Below are 16,513 nucleotides of genomic sequence, written 5' to 3' on the forward strand. Positions count from 1 at the left end.
AGCGCTGTGCAGGACGTGTGCGGGCGATCCGGCGCACCCGATACCCTGAGCGTGGTCTCGCGCACGCCTACGCCCGTTGTTCTATCGTCCTGGCCGGCGCTTTTCTTCAGCTTCCTGCCTTTTAAATTCAGCCTCCTTTTGCAAGAACTCGTCTTCCCGGCTTTTGATGACTGCCCAAACGAAATCATGAAAACTGAACGGGTAGCGGTCTTGGTTGTGCGTCCCACCCAGGCTAGAGCGCCCGTGGCTTCGGCTGCGGGCGTTTTTCATGGCAGATCGTCTTGCCAAACATTGTCGGCGCGTTATTTCCCCGACAGTCAAACGCGTAGACGTTAGGCGCCAGAGGAAACTGGCCCGCTGCTTCGGTGGCGAGCATTGTCTTCGCGTTGCGGGGTGCCATTCTCGCCTGAGGCCAGGGGCGCGTACGGGAGGGCCTACCCATGAATATGAGCACGCAAACCTGGATTATCGCTGCCGTCGTGGTTCTACTCATCATTGCCGGCCTTTATTTCGTCATGCGGCCTACGGCTGAGACGACGGCACCGCCTGCGACCACCGAACAACCTGCCCAACCAGCACCGGCAAATTAAGGGGTCGGGCAAGGCGAAGAACAAGCAGCTTGAAAACCGACGCCGCCGAAATCCGCATCCGCGCCACGCGCCGCCTTGGCGAGTTGATGGCCGCGCAGCGGGAAGCGGGGATGCTGTCTCGTGGTGGCGGCGACCACCGGGTTACGGAAAAAACCCAGTGATGCACCTATCACTCTCGCCGAGGCGGGCATAGACAAGAACCTTGCCAATGAGGCGCGCCCGATGCTTCAGTGGCGGGCTTTTTTCCTTGGGGTGGCTGCACGTCGATGTTTGCCGACCCGTTGCGATTTGGCGTTTGCCCTCCACTGTATTTGGTGACATGATCCCATTGCTGGTTTCGGCCAGCGAGCGATGAAGCGCTCGTTGTCACAGCGGATCGCCAGAGCAGAGCTTGACAGCACCCTTCAGTGGGTCCGTTCAACAGCGCCAGATGCGATACGCAGAGCGGCAGCGCCGAATCGAACAGGGGCGACCGGAGAAATTCGATCGCCTCTTTCAATTCCGGCCTTCAGGTCCGGTGGGCATGATTTCAGTCCCGGCCTGTCGCTTCAATTAGACAGCCGTCCACTAGTCCAAGCTTGTCAAAATCTTCTTCCGTCAATTTCGTTCGCGACAGAACCGTGGCGCTTTCGCACTGGGCTAACGCCTTCGCCTGTGCGACCTCTATATCGCGAACCCCAACGATAAAGTGTCGTGTCTTCCCGCGATCGTCTACCGCAATTTGCCAACCGGTTCCGGACACATGAAACTCCTATGTCTTGCGGTACGCATGTAGGAGCGGGGCCGGAAGCGACAACGTCAGAATTCGGCGGATATTCGGGCTCCGCAATCGCAGTACGCCAATGAGGATGACGGCCGCGACGGGCCAGCCCCGCGACCAATCGAGAGCCCGCCACGGTTCGCCCTGGCGGGCTTTTCTTTGGGGCACAAAGCGACGCCGGTTCACTTTTCCCTTTTATGGACAATGAAGGCTAAGGCGATGAGGATAGCGGCCGCGATGGCCAGCGCTGCGACCAATTTCATCGCGACCGTCGGCGCGACGACGCCGACCCACAGGGCGACGACCACGGCGGCAGCGGCGGCTGAGATGAGTATAGCGAGGGCGTCTATGATCCGGCCCATGGCAGGGAACGTATCACGATGAGCTTCTGCTTGCCCTGGCGGGCTTTCGTTGTTCATGCATAATGGAAAGCTGGCCTGCCGTCCGGTGTGAAGACCTGATCATCTTTGACGTAATAGGCCGCTGCGCCGCGCTCCATTTGATACCACCAGCCGCCGTTTTCGCAGAATTCGCAAGTCGCGGTTTGGAGTGCGTAGATGCGCTGGCCCTCCTGGTAATATGCGGGCTTCCCCTCGGTGTCACATATCCACCGAATAGCCATTCCGATCTCTTCCCATCGTAGCGAATAACCATAACAGATTGCTACTTTAGCAAAAGGCGAAATAAGGCGGGACACAGGGTTTGAAGGCTGGGGTGAGCGGGCTCCATGTCGCGCGCATGTCGCACAGGCAACAGCGGCCGTGCAGGAAACGGTGGCGCACCATTTTCATGTCTGTGGCGGCAAAGTCACACCACTCGAATATGCAATGCTTCAACCGCCGCGCGCTTATTATCCAGCTAACCGAGGCATATCGTCGTTGACAGGCAAAGGGGCAAAGACACTGACCGCGCGCCATCCATTGGGGAGTGGATTGGCGGGCTTTTCCTCCCGAACTAGCGCCCGCCGCTCAAGTGGCGGGCTTTTCCCTTTCAGAGCGTAATCCAGCCAACAGCGCGTCCAACCTCCACCACAGCAACGATTGCTGTGGAGGCGGTAACGATCCCGGCCATTATCCTTTCAAACGTGGCCAACCGGCGCTCGGTTACGAGGGGCTGGCCGTCCCAGTATAGCTGATTGGTAGCGGCATGGACGCCAAGTAGGGCGGCCCCGTTCATGCTGATGCCCTTTACGCCGTCGGGCCAATCAGGTGGCACGTCGTTGGGCGAATACCTAGTGCGGCGGATGTGATCCCAATCCTGCTCCATAAGCCCCCTCCATGTCGCGCATGGCGCACGCCGATAGTGGCAGGAAACCCTTGGAAATCAACGGGAGCGTTGGCGGGGGGAACCGGCGTCTTTTCATTGCACCTAGTTTTGTACGTATTCCGGCAGAAATCGCGAAAAGATCAATTAAAACAAGGGCAAGTGGCGGAGGGAGTGGGATTCGAACCCACGGTGGGCTTGCACCCACGCCGGTTTTCAAGACCGGTGCCTTAAACCGCTCGGCCATCCCTCCGGGCAGCCGCTCTATGCGCGAAGATGCCTGTTTTTTCAAGGCACGGTTTCTTGGACATATGGCCAGCCATGGCCCGCGATATGCCGATTACAGCGGATTCGAGCGCGCAGTGCATAGATTTTCGCACGCCGGCCGCGCCACAATCCCGCCCGTTTCCCGACATAATCGATTAATAGCGTGTCAAACTATTCCGGCATACAGTGAGAGGCCGGGGCAGGGGTGCCGGAAGAGTTCGCATGCGCCAATCGCCGCCGATCCGCTCGGCGCGCGGCGGGCAAATCTGAAAAGTCGGGGATAAATCGCATATGCTCAATCTGGCGCTGACGCGTCCTGGTCGCGCTTCCGCTGTGGCCGCGTTGGCGATCGCTGCGGTATTTCTCGCCGCCTGCAGCGCCCCGCAATCCAAGGGCATGGTCAACACAAAGAACAAGCGCTCCAAGGAGTACTTTGCCGAGTCCGAATATGGCGTGAAGGCGAGCCCGCGCGTCACCACCAAAAAATCGAACTTGCAGCGCGGCGGTGGCCGCGACCAGCTCGGCCGGCCCTACAAGGTGCGCGGCAAGATGTACTATCCGAAGGAAGACAAGAACTACAAAAAGGTCGGCGCCGCCTCCTGGTATGGCTACGCCTTTCATGGCCGGCTGACCGCCAATGGCGAAGTCTACGACATGACGCATCTGACGGCGGCGCATCCGACCATGCCGCTACCGAGCTACGCCCGCGTCACTAATCTGAAGAACGGCAGTTCGGTCATCGTGCGCGTCAACGACCGCGGCCCCTATTCGCATGGCCGACTCATCGATTTGTCGAAGCGCGCCGCCGAACTGCTCGACTATACCCATGTCGGTACCGCCAAGGTGCAGGTGGAATATGTCGGCCGCGCGCCTTTGCACGGCCGCGACGACCAGTTCCTGATGGCCTCGTACCGGCCCGGCAACCGTGCTCCAGACCCGTCCGACGGCCTCGCCACCGGCGTCATGATCGCCATGAACGGTCCGACGCCAAGCGCCGATATCGCTGGATCAGCAGCCTTTCCGGGTGTGATGTCGGACAGCGCGCCTGCCGCGCAGCCGCAGGTCCAGTCCGTTATGGCGGCCGACGCCGGAGCGTTCGGCGATCTCGCTTTGCCTGCCTTCGGCCCGATCGCGCCGGACCGGCCGGGCGTCGACATGATCTTCGAAACCCAGGTCGCGCTGGCGACAATGTCCTACGCGCCCGAGCGGTTGCAGAAGGCGGCAACCGCCTTCGCCGCACTCGAACGCGACGCCATGTCGCCGGACGATGTCGCGCGATCCTGGAAGCGGCTCAACCCGGCAGGGGCGGGCGCCGCGGTGCAACCCTATGTCGCCGCCGGCTCGTTCGCCACGCTGGCCGAGGCCGAGAAGGTCGCCCGCGCGCTGTCGGGCTTCGGCCGCGCCACGCTGGAGACCGCGGAGATCGACGGAGCACAGCTCCATTCGGTCAATCTCTATTCCGATGGCCGCAACGGGCTCGACGCCATGCTGGAAGCCGCGTGGGCGAACGGCGCCCCCGACGCCATGACAATCCGCGATTGAAGCCGCCTTCTCCGGCCGCGCGTATGGCGCGACCTTGTCCATGTTGATCCGGCGTCTAAATCCCTGCTAGCCTTGCCATCGTGCATGGCATGCACAAGGGCAGGGCAGCGATGTTGATGGAATTCCGCCGGGCGACGTTGGCTTGCATTTTGGGCTTCGTGGCGGCGCTCGGCGCCATCGCCCCGGCGCAGGCGCAACTGTTCGAGACCAAGGCGGCGCAGGCCTTCATGATCGACGCCGAAACCGGCACGATCCTGTTTTCAAAAAATCCGAACCAGCCGATCCCGCCGGCCTCGCTGGCCAAGCTGATGACAATGGAGTTGGTGTTCAACGCCATCGAGGCCGGGCGCTATTCGCTCGACGACAAATTCGTGGTCAGCGAGAACGCCTGGCGCACCGGCGGGGCGGTGTCGGGCGGCTCGACGATGTTCGCCGAACTCAATTCCGAGATCAGGCTGGAAGATCTGATCCAGGGCGTGGTCGTCCAGTCGGCCAATGACGGCTGCATCATCATCGCGGAAGGCATGGCCGGCAGCGAGGAGAATTTCGCCGCGCTGATGACCGAACGCGCCCGCGAACTTGGCCTCACCCAATCGGTGTTCAGGAATTCCACCGGCCTGCCTGCCGAGGGCCAGATGGTGACGGTGCGCGAGCTGGTGAAGCTGGCGCTGCACATCTTCCGCGAGTATCCGGACTTCTACAGATATTATTCCCAGCCGGATTTCACCTGGAACAAGATCACCCAGCGCAACCGCAATCCGCTGCTCGCGATGAACATCGGGGCGGACGGCATGAAGACCGGCTACACCGAGGAATCCGGCTATGCGATCGTCGGCTCCGTCGCGCGAGACGACAGGCGCCTCTTCGTTGCCTTGAGCGGCATGACCTCCGAGCGCGAGCGCGCCGAGGAAGCGCGCAAGATCCTCGATTGGGGGATGCGGGCCTTCGAGAAGAGCGAACTCTTCGCCGAGGGCGAGACTGTCGGCGAGGCGCAGGTCTATGGCGGCGCGAAATCCGGCGTGGCGCTGAAGGCCAATGGGCCGATTTCGATCTTCGTGCCGATCACCAACCGCGACCGGCTGACCGCGCGCATCGTCTATGAAGGGCCGGTCATCGCGCCGGTCGAGGAAGGCACGCAGATCGGGTCGCTGCGCGTCTTCATCGGCGAGACGCTCAGCCAGGAAACGCCGCTCTACGCCGCCGAAAGCGTCGACACCGGCGCGCTGCACCAACGCGCCCTCGACGCGGTCGGCGAATTGCTGGTCGGCTGGCTGCGCTGAGGCGGCGTTCGGCGTGGACTTTTTTCCATCGGGGGTTATTACCGGTGTTCTCAAAACATACGCAGAGGATCGGGCCAGTTGGCGCGCGGATTTTTCATAAGCTTCGAAGGCGGGGAAGGGGCCGGCAAGTCGACGCAGATCGCCCGGCTCGCCGCGAAGCTGCGCGCCAAGGGTTATGACCTCGTCGTCACCCGCGAACCTGGTGGCTCGCCTGGCGCCGAGGCCGTGCGCCACGTCATCCTGTCGGGCGCCGCCGAGCCGTTCGGGCCGGAGATGGAGGCGCTGCTTTTCGCCGCCGCCCGCTCCGACCATGTCGAACAGCTGATCGCTCCCGCGATTGCGCGCGGCAGCATTGTGCTTTGCGATCGCTTTCTCGATTCGTCGCGTGTCTATCAGGGCGGGTCAGGCGACCTCGATCCCGGCTTCATGACGGCGCTGGAGCGGGTCGCGGTCAACGGCACGATCCCCGATCTGACGCTGATTTTCGACATCGACCCTGCCGAGGGGCTGAAGCGCGCAAACGTGCGCCGCGGCGACGACACGCCCGACCGCTTCGAGAAGGAGACGCTGGCGGTCCACGAGCGTCGCCGCGAAGCCTTTCTCGCCATTGCACGCAGCGAGCCGGAGCGCTGCGTTGTCATCGACGCCTCTGCAAGCCCCGATGAAGTCGAAGATGCGGTGACCGCCGCGGTATTCGCCGCGCTCCAGGCGCGGGCCGAGCCGCGCCGGGCGAAGGAGGGGTGATGTTCGAACGTATCGCGCCGGAACAGCACGACACCCTCGAAGGCGTGCCCGAGCCTTCGGAAAACCCGCATCTGCATGGTCATAAAGCAGCGTCGAATATGCTGGCCGCGGCCTATCGCTCGGGCAAGCTGCCGCACGCGCTGCTGTTTGCCGGGCCGCAGGGCGTCGGCAAGGCGACGCTGGCCTTTCATCTGGCGGGCCACCTTTTGCGCCATCCTTCGCATGGCGATGCGCCGGCCGAACTGGTCGCGCCCGATCCGGCGTCGCCGCTGTTCCGGCAGGTGGCGATGGGCGCGCACCCCTCCGTCCTGCATCTGACACGGCCGTTCAACGACAAGACCAAAACTTTCAAGACAGTGGTGACGGTCGACGAGATCCGTCGCGTCAGCCGTTTCCTGTCGATGACCTCGCATGACGGCAGCTACCGCGTCGTCATCGTCGATCCCGCCGACGACATGAATGTCAACGCCGCCAATGCGCTTCTGAAGAATCTGGAGGAGCCGCCGGCCCGCACGATCTTCGTGCTGATCGCGCATGCGCTGGGCAGCCTGCTGCCGACCATCCGTTCGCGCTGCCAGATCGTCCGGCTGGGACCGCTCGAGCCGGGCGAGCTCATGGCGGCGCTGGAAGATACAGGCCAGGAGCCGCCGCAGGATGCGCCCGCCCGCGCGGCGCTCGCCGAACGGGCGGCGGGCAGCGTGCGCGAGGCGATCCTCCTGACGCAGTATGGCGGGCTGGAAATCGCCGAAGCGATGGACAGGATGGTGGCCGCGCCGAAACTCGACATCGCCGCCGCCCACAAGCTCGCCGAAGTCGCCGGCGGCCGCGGCCAGGACATCCCGTTCGACATCTTCAACCGCCACGCGCTCGATCTTCTGGCTGATGCCGCGAGCCGTGCCGCACTCGAAGGCCAGGGGCCGCGCGCCAACCGGCTGACCGAGAGCTGGCACGAGGCGCTGACTTCGGTCACCGAGACCGAGACCTACAATCTCGACAAGAAACAGCACGCGCTCGGCATGATCATCCGCCTCAACGAGGCGCTTCGAATGTGACGCTGCCGCCTTGCCGTATGGCAATCGCCAGCCCGATGCGTTATCTCACCGCGACGTTTTCCCAAGTCGCCATTTCGAACGGCCTTTCATGTCACGCGAAAAATTCTACATCACCACCCCGATCTTCTATCCGAACGGCAAGCCGCATATCGGCCATGCCTATAATGTGATTGCCACCGACGCGATGGCGCGGTTCCAGCGGCTCGACGGCAAGGACGTGTTCTTCCTGTCCGGAACCGACGAGCACGGGCTGAAGATGCAGCAGACAGCCGATCAGGAGGGTGTGGCGCCGAAGACATTGGCCGACCGCAATTCGGCAATCTTCCGCGAGATGGAGCAGGCCGTCGGCGCCTCCAATGACGAGTTCATCCGCACCACCGAGCCGCGCCACTACGAGGCCTGCCAGGCGATCTGGGAGCGCATGGCGGCGAATGGCGACATCTATCTCGACCGCTACAGCGGCTGGTATTCGGTGCGGCAGGAAGCCTATTTCGACGAGAAGGAAACCACCGTCGGCGAGGACGGCGTGCGCCGCGAGCCGCTCGGCTCGCCGGTCGAATGGAACGAAGAAGAGACCTATTTCTTCCGCCTCTCGGCCTACCAGGACAAGCTTCTCGCGCTCTACGAACAGCGACCGGATTTCGTCGCGCCGGCCGAGCGCCGCAACGAGGTGATGAGCTTCGTCAAATCCGGGCTGAAGGATCTCTCGGTCTCGCGCACCACCTTCAATTGGGGCGTGCCGGTGCCGGGCGATGAAAAGCATGTCATGTATGTCTGGGTCGACGCGCTGACCAACTACATCACCGCGGCCGGCTTCCCCGACACGACGGGCGAAAAGTGGGATTTCTGGCCGGCGACGCACATCATCGGCAAGGACATTGTGCGTTTCCACGCCGTCTACTGGCCGGCCTTCCTGATGTCGGCCGGGATAGAACTGCCGAAGCGGGTGTTCGCGCACGGCTTCCTGTTCAACCGCGGCGAGAAGATGTCGAAGTCAGTCGGCAACGTCGTCGATCCGTTCGCCATGATCGAGCATTACGGCCTCGACCAGGTGCGCTATTTCTTCCTGCGCGAGGTGCCATTCGGCCAGGACGGCAGCTACAGCCACGAAGCCATCGTCAACCGCACCAACGCCGATCTCGCCAACGACCTCGGCAATCTGGCGCAGCGCTCGCTGTCGATGATCGCCAAGAACTGCGGCGCTGTCGTGCCCGCGCGCGGCGTGCTTGCCGATGCCGACCGGGCGATCCTTGCCATGGCCGACGAAGCGCTCGCCACCGCGCGCAGGACCATGGCCGAGCAGTCGATCCATCAGGCGCTGGCGGCGATCTTCGGCGTTGTGGCGGAGGCCAACCGTTACTTCGCCGGCCAGGAGCCGTGGGCGCTGAAGAAGACTGATCCGGCGCGCATGGAGACGGTGCTGCACACCACCGCCGAGACCATCCGGCGCGTCGCGCTGATGTGCCAGCCCTTCATGCCGACATCGGCGGCAAAGCTGCTCGACCTTCTGGCCGTGCCGGCCGATGAGCGGGCATTCGAGCATGCCGGCGAGGCGCATGCGCTGAAGCCGGGCGCCCCGTTGCCCGCGCCGGCGGCGGTGTTCCCACGTTATGTCGAGCCGGCGGCGGCGGAACAGTAGGGCTTTCCAAAGCATGCTTGTCGACAGCCACTGCCATCTCGATTTCCCGGACTTCGCCGACGACCGCGCGGCGATCGTCGAGCGCGCGGCCAGGGCGGGCGTGGCGCGCATGGTCACCATCTCGACCCGGGTCAGGCGCTTTCCCGACGTGCTGGCGATCGCCGAGGCGTTCGACGCAGTCTATTGCTCGGTCGGCACGCATCCGCACAATGCCGCCGAGGAACCCGACGTGACGGCCGAGGACCTGGTCCGGCTTTCGGCGCATCCGAAGGTGGTGGCGATCGGCGAGGCCGGCCTCGACTACCACTACGACAAATCCCCGCGCGACGCGCAGGCGAAGGGCTTCCGCACCCATATCGCTGCGGCGCGGCAAACCGACCTGCCGCTGGTCATCCATGCGCGCAGCGCCGACGCCGACATGGCCGCGATACTTGAGGAGGAGACGCAGAAGGGCGCTTTCCCTTTCATCCTGCACTGCTTTTCCTCGGGGCCAGAACTCGCCGAAACAGGCGTCAAACTCGGCGGCTATGTCTCATTCTCGGGCATACTGACCTTCAAGAATTCCGGCGAATTGCGCGACATCGCTGCCTCGGTGCCGCATGACCGCCTGCTTGTCGAGACCGACGCGCCCTATCTCGCGCCGATGCCTTTTCGCGGCAAGCGCAACGAGCCGGCCTATGTGGCCAACACCGCGGCGATGCTTGCCGAAACGATTGGCGTCAGCGCCGACGAAATCGCAAAAATCACCACCGCCAATTTCTTCCGGCTGTTCACCAAGATGCCGCGTCCGGCCGGGAACGCCTGAGCGTGGCGGGCCTGCTGCGCTTCACCATTTTGGGCTGCGGCTCGTCTCCGGGCACGCCGCGCATCACCGGCGACTGGGGCGATTGCGACCCGCTCGAGCCGAAGAACCGCCGCTTGCGCGCTGCGGCGCTGGTGCAGCGCATCGCGCCGAATGGCGCCAAGACTACGGTCGTCATCGACACCGGACCCGATTTCCGCGAGCAGATGCTGATGGCCAAGGTGCGCCGCGTCGACGCCGTCGTCTACACCCACCCCCATGCCGACCACATACACGGCATTGACGATCTGCGCGGCTATTGGCTGGAGCAGCGGCAACTGATCCCGGTCTATGGCGACGGCCCGACCCTCGCGCGGCTGCGCGAAGCCTTCTCCTACTGCTTCGCGAGGCCGCCAGGCAGTTCCTATCCGCCGATCGTCAGCGCCAATCTCATCGACCACGCGGTTCCTTTCACCATCGAAGGCGAGGGCGGGGCGCTCACCTTCGAGCCGCTGCCGCAGATCCATGGCGACGCGGTGTCGCTCGGCTTCCGCATCGGCTCGGTCGCCTATTGCCCCGATGTCAGCGGTTTTTCCGAGGCGACGGCTGCGCGGCTCACCGGCCTCGACGTACTGGTCATCGACGCGCTGCAATACCGCCCGCATCCGAGCCATTTGTCGCTTTCGGAAGCGCTGGAATGGATCGAGCGCCTGGCGCCGAAGCGCGCGGTTCTGACCCACATGCACGTCCCTCTCGACTATGCAACGGTGATGCGCGAAACGCCGGACAATGTCGAACCGGCCTATGATGGCATGGTGGTTGAAATACCATTGGAATCAGAGTGATGGACGACAAACCTAACGCAAGCGGCAGCATTGCGCGGATCACCGAGGCCGCGCGCGCCGCCGGTCTGGACATCGAGATCCGCCGCATGGGCGCCTCGACCCGCACCGCCGCCGAGGCGGCTGAGCAATGCGGCTGCGCGGTCGCGCAGATCGTCAAATCGCTGATCTTCCAGGGCGAGCGGACCGGCCGGCTCTATCTGTTCATGTTCTCGGGCGAGCATCAGCTCGATCTCGCCAAGGCGGCGGCACTTGCGGCCGAGCCGCTGAAACGCGCCGATCCGCGCCATATTCGCGAGGTCACCGGCTTTGCTATCGGCGGCGTCTCGCCGATCGGCCATCTCGCCGCCATCCCGGCATTCGCCGACGCGGCGCTGCTGCGCTTCGACCGCGTCTGGGCCGCCGCCGGAGCGCATGATGCGGTATTCGCGGCCGAACCCGGCACATTGATCGCCGCGGCGGGCGCGACCGTTGCGAGCCTTGCCAATCAGGAAAGTTCCACATGACCTCGCCGATCATCGACTTCATGCTGAAGCGCAATTCAGCGCCCATCCCCGAATTGCGCGAACCGGCACCCGGTGACGATGAAATCGCAACGATGATCAGGATCGCCACTCGCGTGCCCGATCACGGCCGGCTCGCGCCATGGCGCTTCATCCTCTATCGCGGCAAAGCGCGCGAGGAGATCGGCGAAAAGCTCGCCGAACTCGCCGAGAAGCGCGAAGGCCCGCTGACGGAAGCCCGCCGCAACCAGGAACTGACCCGATTCTCGCGAGCGCCGCTGGTCATCGGCGTGATTTCGAGCCCGAAGGACAATCCGAAAATCCCGCAATGGGAGATGTTTCTGTCCGGCGGCGCGGCGGCAATGAGCCTTGTGCTCGCGGCAAGCGCGCTCGGCTACGGCACCAACTGGATCACCAACTGGTATTCCGATGTGGAGGAAGGCAGGCGCATACTCGGCCTTGCGCCGCATGAGCGCGTGGTCGGCTTCGTGCATATCGGCTCTTATGAAGGCCCCGCGCCGGAGCGCCCGCGTCCCGACCCTGCGGCGCTTTACGCCGATTATGCCGGGCCGTGGGAGGCATAGCGTGTTCTACGAGCCGGCAAAAGGCCACGGCCTGCCGCACGACCCGTTCAAGGCGATCGTGTCGCCGCGCCCGATCGGCTGGATCTCGACCATCGCCCTCAATGGCGACGTGAACCTCGCGCCCTATTCCTTCTTCAACGCCTTCTCGACAAGTCCCTTCCTGGTCTGGTTCTCGTCGGAAGGCGAGAAGGACAGCGCCAGCTTCGCGCGCGAAACCGGCGAGTTCGTCGTCAATCTGGTTGGGCGCGCGCTCGTCGAGCAGATGAACCGCAGCGCGGTCGATGCGCCGCGCGGCGTCAACGAATTCGCCTATGCCGGCCTGACGCCCGCGGCGTCGCGGCTGGTCACGCCGCCGCGCGTGGCCGAAGCTCCCGCAGCGCTCGAATGCAAGGTGACGGAAATCCTGCGCCCCAAGGCGCTCGATGGCAGCGATGCCGGCGTGTTCGTCGTCACCGGCGAGGTGGTCGGCGTCCATATCGACGACGCGATGCTCACCGACGGCCTGTTCGATGCGGTCAAGGCCGGCAACGTCGCCCGCCTCGGCTACATGGACTATTCCATGGTCAATGAGACTTTCCAGATGCGCCGCCCGCGCTGGGGCAAGGATTAACTGAGGCTGTTTAGCCGTCCCAGTTCTTCGTGCGTCCTTCGAGGCTCGCTGCGCTCGCACCTCAGGATGAGGACCGTAGGGTACCTAAGTCAAATCTTCGAAGTTGACCCACCAACATTGAGATCATCGTCCAACACCCGCCTTTTTGAGGTGCCGGCCAACACCGGCCTCGAGGTTCCAGCGCCGACCTTTGAGATTGTCGGCCCAGCACCAACTTCCCTCATCCTGAGGTGCGAGCGCAGCGAGCCTCGAAGGACGCACCCTTACTCTATACCCGCAACCCGAGCCCGAGCCAGCAGCCTCTCTGCGCGGCGCAGGTGCGGCCGGTCGTACATCTGGCCCTCGATCCCGACGACGCCCGGATCGCCCGCTTCCCGGAACGCCTCGACCACCGCCCGCGCATGGGCCACCGCTTCCGGCGAAGGCGTGAACGCCGCGTTGATGACCGGCACCTGATCCGGATGGATCGCCATCTTGGCGGTAAACCCGTCGCGCTCCGCGTCGAGGCATTCGGCGCGCAGGCCTTCCACGTCGCGGAAATTCACGAACACCGTATCGATCGCCGCTGTTTCGGCTGCCGAGGCGGCAAGCACGGTCATTGCCCGCGCCAGCCGGAACACGTCGGTATAGCGCCCGCTCTGGTCACGCGTGGCCCGCGCGCCGGTCGCGGCGGAAAGGTCTTCCGCGCCCCAGGTCAGGCCGGAGAGGCGGGGGCTCGCGCTGTAGCTTGCCGCCGCCAGCAGGCCCGCCGCCGTTTCGGTGATGATCGGGATGATTTTTGTCCCGCCGTCCGGAAGCCCGTTTTCAGTCTCGCGGACACGCAATTTGGCCGAAAGCTGCTGCACATCAGCGAAGCCGTTCGACTTCGGCAGCATGACGCCGTCGGGTTTCGCCGGCATCAGCGAAGCGAGGTCGTCGTCGGTCAGGCCGGACGAAAGATCGTTTACTCTCACATAGATCGCGGCAGATGTTCGCGCACGGTTGTCGCGAATGAAATCCGCCGCAATCTTCCGCGCCGCCGCCTTGTTGCCGGCCGCGACCGAATCCTCGAGGTCGACGATGACCACGTCGGCGCCTGCCAAAAAGCCTTTCTCCAGCTTCCTTTCCGAATCGCCCGGCACGAACAGCAGCGAGCGCATCAGGCCGGCCTCTTCAGCATCATCGCCTGGCGGGTGCATTTGGCGACCAGCACGCCGTGCTGGTTGAAGGCACGGTGCTCGAATTCGACGATGCCGCGGTCGGGCTTGGATTTCGATTCGCGGACCGACAACACCTCCGTCTCGACGCTTATCGTGTCGCCATGAAACACCGGATGCGGAAACACCGTTTCCCGCATTCCCAAATTGGCGACCGTCGTGCCGACGGTTATATCGTTCACCGAAATGCCGATCATCAGGCCGAGCGTGAACAGCGAGTTGACCAGCGGCTTGCCCCATTCGCTCTTGGCGGCGAAATCGAAATCGATGTGCAGCGGCTGCGGGTTCAGCGTCATCACCGAAAACAGCATGTTGTCGCTTTCGGTAACGGTCTTGCGCAGCGTGTGCTTGAACGTCCGGCCAGGCTCGAACTCCTCGAGATACAGTCCAGCCATGCCGTGTTCCTCCGTTGCACGCCCGTTTGATAGGCGCTGCCGTCCCGGCGGGCAAGCCGGTTAAGAAGTATGGTGAACGCTTCGTAAACCATTTCTGCCTAGCGTCCTTCCGGGGGCCGGAATCTTTGCCGGCAGGGTGCGAGTGACATTCATGGTAGTGGGGCATTTCCTGAAATGGATCGGCACGGCCCGCGTCTCCGAAAGAGCCGCGGCCGTGAGCGCGCTCGCCCGCGCCTATGTCGAGCGGGACCTGCCGTTCGAGGATCGCTGTGCGGCGGAGGCCGCACTCACGCTGCTGCTTGACGATCCATCCGCCAAGGTCCGCCTGGCCATGGCTGAAGCACTGTCGATGAGCCATCACGCGCCGATCCAGATCATTGCGGCGCTCGCTTCCGACCAGCCCGAGGTCGCCGCCTTCGTGCTGGCGCGTTCGCCGCTTCTGACCGATGCCGACCTGATCGACCGCGTTGCGGCTGGTTCCAAAGCCGTGCAGAAGCTCGTCGCCGGGCGTCCGGTCGTGTCGATGGCGCTCGCCGCGGCCCTCGCCGAGATCGGCGAGCCGGAGGCCTGCGTCGAGCTTATCGCCAATTCCGGTGCTGCCATTGCCGCTCTCAGCTTCCGCCGCATGGCCGAACGCCACGGTCATCTGCCTTCGGTGCGCGAGGCGATGATCGCCGATCCGCGCCTGCCGGCCGATTGCCGGCACATGCTGCTGGTCAAGCTCGGCGACGCGCTGAAGCAGGCGCCGCTGATCGCGGCGCTGATGGGATCACGCGCGGACCGCGTCATGCGCGACGCCTGCGTGAAGGCTTCGCTCACCGTCATCGAAAACACGCGCGCCGAAGAACACGGCGCGCTTATCGAGCATCTGCGCCTGCGCGGCGACCTGACGTCGAGCTTCATCATCCGCGCCATCGCCCACGGCAAGGTCGATTTCTTCGGCTCGGCCATGGTGGCGCTGACCGGACAGGCCGAGCCCCGGGTGAGGGCGCTGCTCTCCGGCGGTCACGACGGGGCGCTGTCGGCGCTGTTCCGCAGCGCCGGGCTTGCCGCAGGCACCCATGCCGTCATCCTGCGCGCGCTGAAAATCTGGCGCGAGGTCGCCAACGGCAAGCGCGTTGCCGGCGCACAGGAGGTCACCTGGCTGATGCTGAAGGAACTGGGCGGGCAAGCGGCAACCGGCGACCTCGCCGGCCTGCTGAAATCCATCCACCTCGACGCGCTGCGCGAAAACGCCCGCGGCCACGCACTGGCAATCGCTGCGGCTTGAGCCGAAACGGTTCTATGAACGACGGAGACTGAATTGGCGTTCAAATGCGAAATACCGGCTATGCCCACGGTCCAGTTGGATGACAACGCGGTGAAAATCACACGTTGGGACTTCGAGCCGGGTGCGGCCACCGGATGGCACGAACATGGGTGGCCTTATTTCGTCATCATGCTGACGGCCGGAACTCTTCGGGTTCACGACGGGGTCAATGTCGCCGACGTTCCTCTCGCGGCAGGCCAAGCCTACCGTAGACCGTCTGGAATCAAGCACGACGTGATGAACGGCTCAGAACACCCGATTGCGTTCGTCGAGATCGAGATCAAGCAACCCGACGCTCTTGGAAAGGCTTAGGATGAGCGCCGCCTAACCGCCATTCCTGCTCAGCGCCTCCACAAACCGGATGATCTCGCCGGTCATGCCCTCGTTCCACAGATCGTTGTGGCCGTAGGCGTCACGGACCAGCATCTGTTTGGGCTCAGGCGCGATGGCGTAAAGCGCTTCGCCGGAGGACAGGGGGATGATGTCGTCGCGCCGGCCATGGATGAACAGTTTTGGCTGCGTGACCTTCGCAATCCTGAGATCGGAGCGGAAGGGATCTTTGATGAGGGGGGCAACCGGCAGATACGGATAGTGCGTCTGCGCGAGCGACAGCACCGACAGATAGGCCGACACCAGGATGACACCAGCCACCGGCCTTTGCGCTGCCGTATTGATTGCGACGCCGCTGCCCAGCGACTGGCCGAGCACGATGATTTGGCCTTCGGTGCGAGCCGAAAGCCAGTCGAACGCCGCCAATCCGTCCGTCAGCAGGCCTTCCTCGCTTGGCGAGCCGGTTGAGCCCGGATAGCCGCGATAGGAAATCGCCAGAAGGCCGATGCCGCGCGCCGCAAGCGCTTGCGCCAGGAAGCCGTAATTGCCGACCCGGTCGGCATTGCCGAGGAAGAAAAGCACCGACGGCTTGCCGGCTTCGCCCTTGCTGAAAAGCGCATGCAGCGTCTCGCCATCCGGCGTTGCGATCGAGACCTGCTCGCCCCATTCGGCGCGTGATGCCGGGGCGAATGCTGCGCCGGCTCCGGGGTAAAGCAGGGCGCGCTGGGAGAAATACATCAGGCCGACCAGCGCCAGGTAGCCTAGAGCCGCGACGAGCGGCAGGACGAGCAGGAGTTTGGTGGCGCTCACGGGATGCCCACCTTAC

19 protein-coding genes and 1 tRNA gene are annotated in these 16,513 nt (G+C 64.0%); 14 read left to right on the plus strand and 6 right to left on the minus strand.

Annotated elements, in window-relative coordinates; genetic code table 11:
- Both G6N73_RS36360 and G6N73_RS37985 read left to right on the plus strand, forming a co-directional pair.
- The coding region (locus G6N73_RS36360; protein WP_206078945.1) for a hypothetical protein at window positions 1-336 on the plus strand (336 nt) is incomplete at its 5' end.
- 283 nt (window positions 337-619) lie between these two features.
- Complete coding sequence (locus G6N73_RS37985; protein ID WP_281352906.1) at window positions 620-751, plus strand: hypothetical protein; 132 nt, start codon at window positions 620-622, stop codon at window positions 749-751.
- A 781-nt stretch (window positions 752-1,532) separates the two neighbouring features.
- On the opposite strand, the gene G6N73_RS18735 is transcribed toward G6N73_RS37985, so the two are convergent.
- The 3 genes from G6N73_RS18735 to G6N73_RS18745 form a co-directional block, all read right to left on the minus strand.
- Window positions 1,533-1,769 (minus strand): hypothetical protein, encoded by a 237-nt coding sequence (locus G6N73_RS18735; RefSeq protein ID WP_165030295.1) that lies wholly within the window; start codon window positions 1,767-1,769, stop codon window positions 1,533-1,535.
- 571 nt (window positions 1,770-2,340) lie between these two features.
- Window positions 2,341-2,616, minus strand: a complete 276-nt coding sequence (locus G6N73_RS18740) for a hypothetical protein (RefSeq protein WP_165030297.1) — start codon at window positions 2,614-2,616, stop codon at window positions 2,341-2,343.
- 160 nt (window positions 2,617-2,776) lie between these two features.
- Window positions 2,777-2,866 (minus strand) — tRNA-Ser (locus tag G6N73_RS18745).
- A gap of 305 nt (window positions 2,867-3,171) precedes the next feature.
- Here G6N73_RS18745 and G6N73_RS18750 point away from each other — a divergent pair.
- From G6N73_RS18750 to G6N73_RS18795, 10 genes are all read left to right on the plus strand, one after another.
- Window positions 3,172-4,422, plus strand: coding sequence for a septal ring lytic transglycosylase RlpA family protein (locus G6N73_RS18750; RefSeq protein WP_165030299.1), 1,251 nt, complete (start codon window positions 3,172-3,174; stop codon window positions 4,420-4,422).
- Window positions 4,423-4,538: 116 nt separating this feature from the next.
- Window positions 4,539-5,702, plus strand: coding sequence for a D-alanyl-D-alanine carboxypeptidase family protein (locus G6N73_RS18755; protein ID WP_165030422.1), 1,164 nt, complete (start codon window positions 4,539-4,541; stop codon window positions 5,700-5,702).
- 78 nt (window positions 5,703-5,780) lie between these two features.
- Window positions 5,781-6,446 carry a dTMP kinase gene (gene tmk, locus G6N73_RS18760; protein ID WP_165030301.1) on the plus strand — a complete coding sequence of 222 codons (666 nt, stop codon included), beginning with the start codon at window positions 5,781-5,783 and terminating at the stop codon, window positions 6,444-6,446.
- Window positions 6,443-7,498 (plus strand): DNA polymerase III subunit delta', encoded by a 1,056-nt coding sequence (locus G6N73_RS18765; RefSeq protein ID WP_165030303.1) that lies wholly within the window; start codon window positions 6,443-6,445, stop codon window positions 7,496-7,498. The genes tmk and G6N73_RS18765 overlap by 4 nt, the downstream gene beginning before the upstream one ends.
- An 88-nt stretch (window positions 7,499-7,586) precedes the next feature.
- A complete protein-coding gene (metG, locus tag G6N73_RS18770) occupies window positions 7,587-9,137 on the plus strand; it encodes a methionine--tRNA ligase (RefSeq protein WP_165030305.1) in 1,551 nt (516 codons plus the stop codon).
- A 13-nt stretch (window positions 9,138-9,150) separates the two neighbouring features.
- Complete coding sequence (locus tag G6N73_RS18775; protein ID WP_165030307.1) at window positions 9,151-9,942, plus strand: TatD family hydrolase; 792 nt, start codon at window positions 9,151-9,153, stop codon at window positions 9,940-9,942.
- A gap of 2 nt (window positions 9,943-9,944) precedes the next feature.
- Entirely contained in the window at window positions 9,945-10,763 is an 819-nt protein-coding gene (locus tag G6N73_RS18780; RefSeq protein ID WP_165030309.1) for an MBL fold metallo-hydrolase, read from the plus strand.
- A complete protein-coding gene (locus G6N73_RS18785) occupies window positions 10,763-11,266 on the plus strand; it encodes a YbaK/EbsC family protein (RefSeq protein WP_165030311.1) in 504 nt (167 codons plus the stop codon). The genes G6N73_RS18780 and G6N73_RS18785 overlap by 1 nt, the downstream gene beginning before the upstream one ends.
- Complete coding sequence (locus G6N73_RS18790) at window positions 11,263-11,847, plus strand: nitroreductase family protein (protein ID WP_165030313.1); 585 nt, start codon at window positions 11,263-11,265, stop codon at window positions 11,845-11,847. The genes G6N73_RS18785 and G6N73_RS18790 overlap by 4 nt, the downstream gene beginning before the upstream one ends.
- Window position 11,848: 1 nt before the next feature.
- The gene (locus tag G6N73_RS18795) at window positions 11,849-12,457 is read left to right on the plus strand and encodes a flavin reductase (protein ID WP_165030315.1); all 609 of its coding nucleotides are present in this window, start codon (window positions 11,849-11,851) and stop codon (window positions 12,455-12,457) included.
- A gap of 263 nt (window positions 12,458-12,720) precedes the next feature.
- Here G6N73_RS18795 and G6N73_RS18800 read toward each other — a convergent pair whose 3' ends face one another.
- Together G6N73_RS18800 and G6N73_RS18805 are read right to left on the minus strand one after the other, a co-directional pair.
- Entirely contained in the window at window positions 12,721-13,596 is an 876-nt protein-coding gene (locus G6N73_RS18800; protein ID WP_165030318.1) for an HpcH/HpaI aldolase/citrate lyase family protein, read from the minus strand.
- Entirely contained in the window at window positions 13,596-14,048 is a 453-nt protein-coding gene (locus tag G6N73_RS18805) for a MaoC family dehydratase (RefSeq protein ID WP_165030320.1), read from the minus strand. Before G6N73_RS18805 ends, G6N73_RS18800 begins: the two co-directional genes overlap by 1 nt.
- 151 nt (window positions 14,049-14,199) lie before the next feature.
- On the opposite strand from G6N73_RS18805, the gene G6N73_RS18810 reads away from it, so the two are divergent.
- Complete coding sequence (locus tag G6N73_RS18810) at window positions 14,200-15,318, plus strand: DUF2336 domain-containing protein (protein ID WP_165030424.1); 1,119 nt, start codon at window positions 14,200-14,202, stop codon at window positions 15,316-15,318.
- Between the two features lie 33 nt (window positions 15,319-15,351).
- Window positions 15,352-15,669: a cupin domain-containing protein gene (locus tag G6N73_RS18815; RefSeq protein WP_165030322.1), complete on the plus strand. Its 318-nt coding sequence runs from the start codon at window positions 15,352-15,354 to the stop codon at window positions 15,667-15,669.
- Window positions 15,670-15,681: 12 nt separating this feature from the next.
- On the opposite strand, the gene G6N73_RS18820 is transcribed toward G6N73_RS18815, so the two are convergent.
- Complete coding sequence (locus tag G6N73_RS18820; RefSeq protein WP_165030324.1) at window positions 15,682-16,497, minus strand: alpha/beta fold hydrolase; 816 nt, start codon at window positions 16,495-16,497, stop codon at window positions 15,682-15,684.
- Window positions 16,498-16,513 lie beyond the last annotated feature (16 nt).

Source organism: Allomesorhizobium camelthorni (assembly GCF_011045125.1).
GTDB lineage: Bacteria > Pseudomonadota > Alphaproteobacteria > Rhizobiales > Rhizobiaceae > Allomesorhizobium > Allomesorhizobium camelthorni.

What these genes read in the sequence shown, in the direction of transcription:
- G6N73_RS18735 (WP_165030295.1), bottom strand. Translation starts at nt 1,769, where the DNA reads ATGAACAACGAAAGCCCGCCAGGGCAAGCAGAAGCTCATCGTGATACG.
- G6N73_RS18740 (WP_165030297.1), bottom strand. Translation starts at nt 2,616, where the DNA reads ATGGAGCAGGATTGGGATCACATCCGCCGCACTAGGTATTCGCCCAAC.
- G6N73_RS18750 (WP_165030299.1), top strand. Translation starts at nt 3,172, where the DNA reads ATGCTCAATCTGGCGCTGACGCGTCCTGGTCGCGCTTCCGCTGTGGCC.
- G6N73_RS18755 (WP_165030422.1), top strand. Translation starts at nt 4,539, where the DNA reads ATGGAATTCCGCCGGGCGACGTTGGCTTGCATTTTGGGCTTCGTGGCG.
- metG (WP_165030305.1), top strand. Translation starts at nt 7,587, where the DNA reads ATGTCACGCGAAAAATTCTACATCACCACCCCGATCTTCTATCCGAAC.
- G6N73_RS18775 (WP_165030307.1), top strand. Translation starts at nt 9,151, where the DNA reads ATGCTTGTCGACAGCCACTGCCATCTCGATTTCCCGGACTTCGCCGAC.
- G6N73_RS18785 (WP_165030311.1), top strand. Translation starts at nt 10,763, where the DNA reads ATGGACGACAAACCTAACGCAAGCGGCAGCATTGCGCGGATCACCGAG.
- G6N73_RS18790 (WP_165030313.1), top strand. Translation starts at nt 11,263, where the DNA reads ATGACCTCGCCGATCATCGACTTCATGCTGAAGCGCAATTCAGCGCCC.
- G6N73_RS18800 (WP_165030318.1), bottom strand. Translation starts at nt 13,596, where the DNA reads ATGCGCTCGCTGCTGTTCGTGCCGGGCGATTCGGAAAGGAAGCTGGAG.
- G6N73_RS18805 (WP_165030320.1), bottom strand. Translation starts at nt 14,048, where the DNA reads ATGGCTGGACTGTATCTCGAGGAGTTCGAGCCTGGCCGGACGTTCAAG.
- G6N73_RS18810 (WP_165030424.1), top strand. Translation starts at nt 14,200, where the DNA reads ATGGTAGTGGGGCATTTCCTGAAATGGATCGGCACGGCCCGCGTCTCC.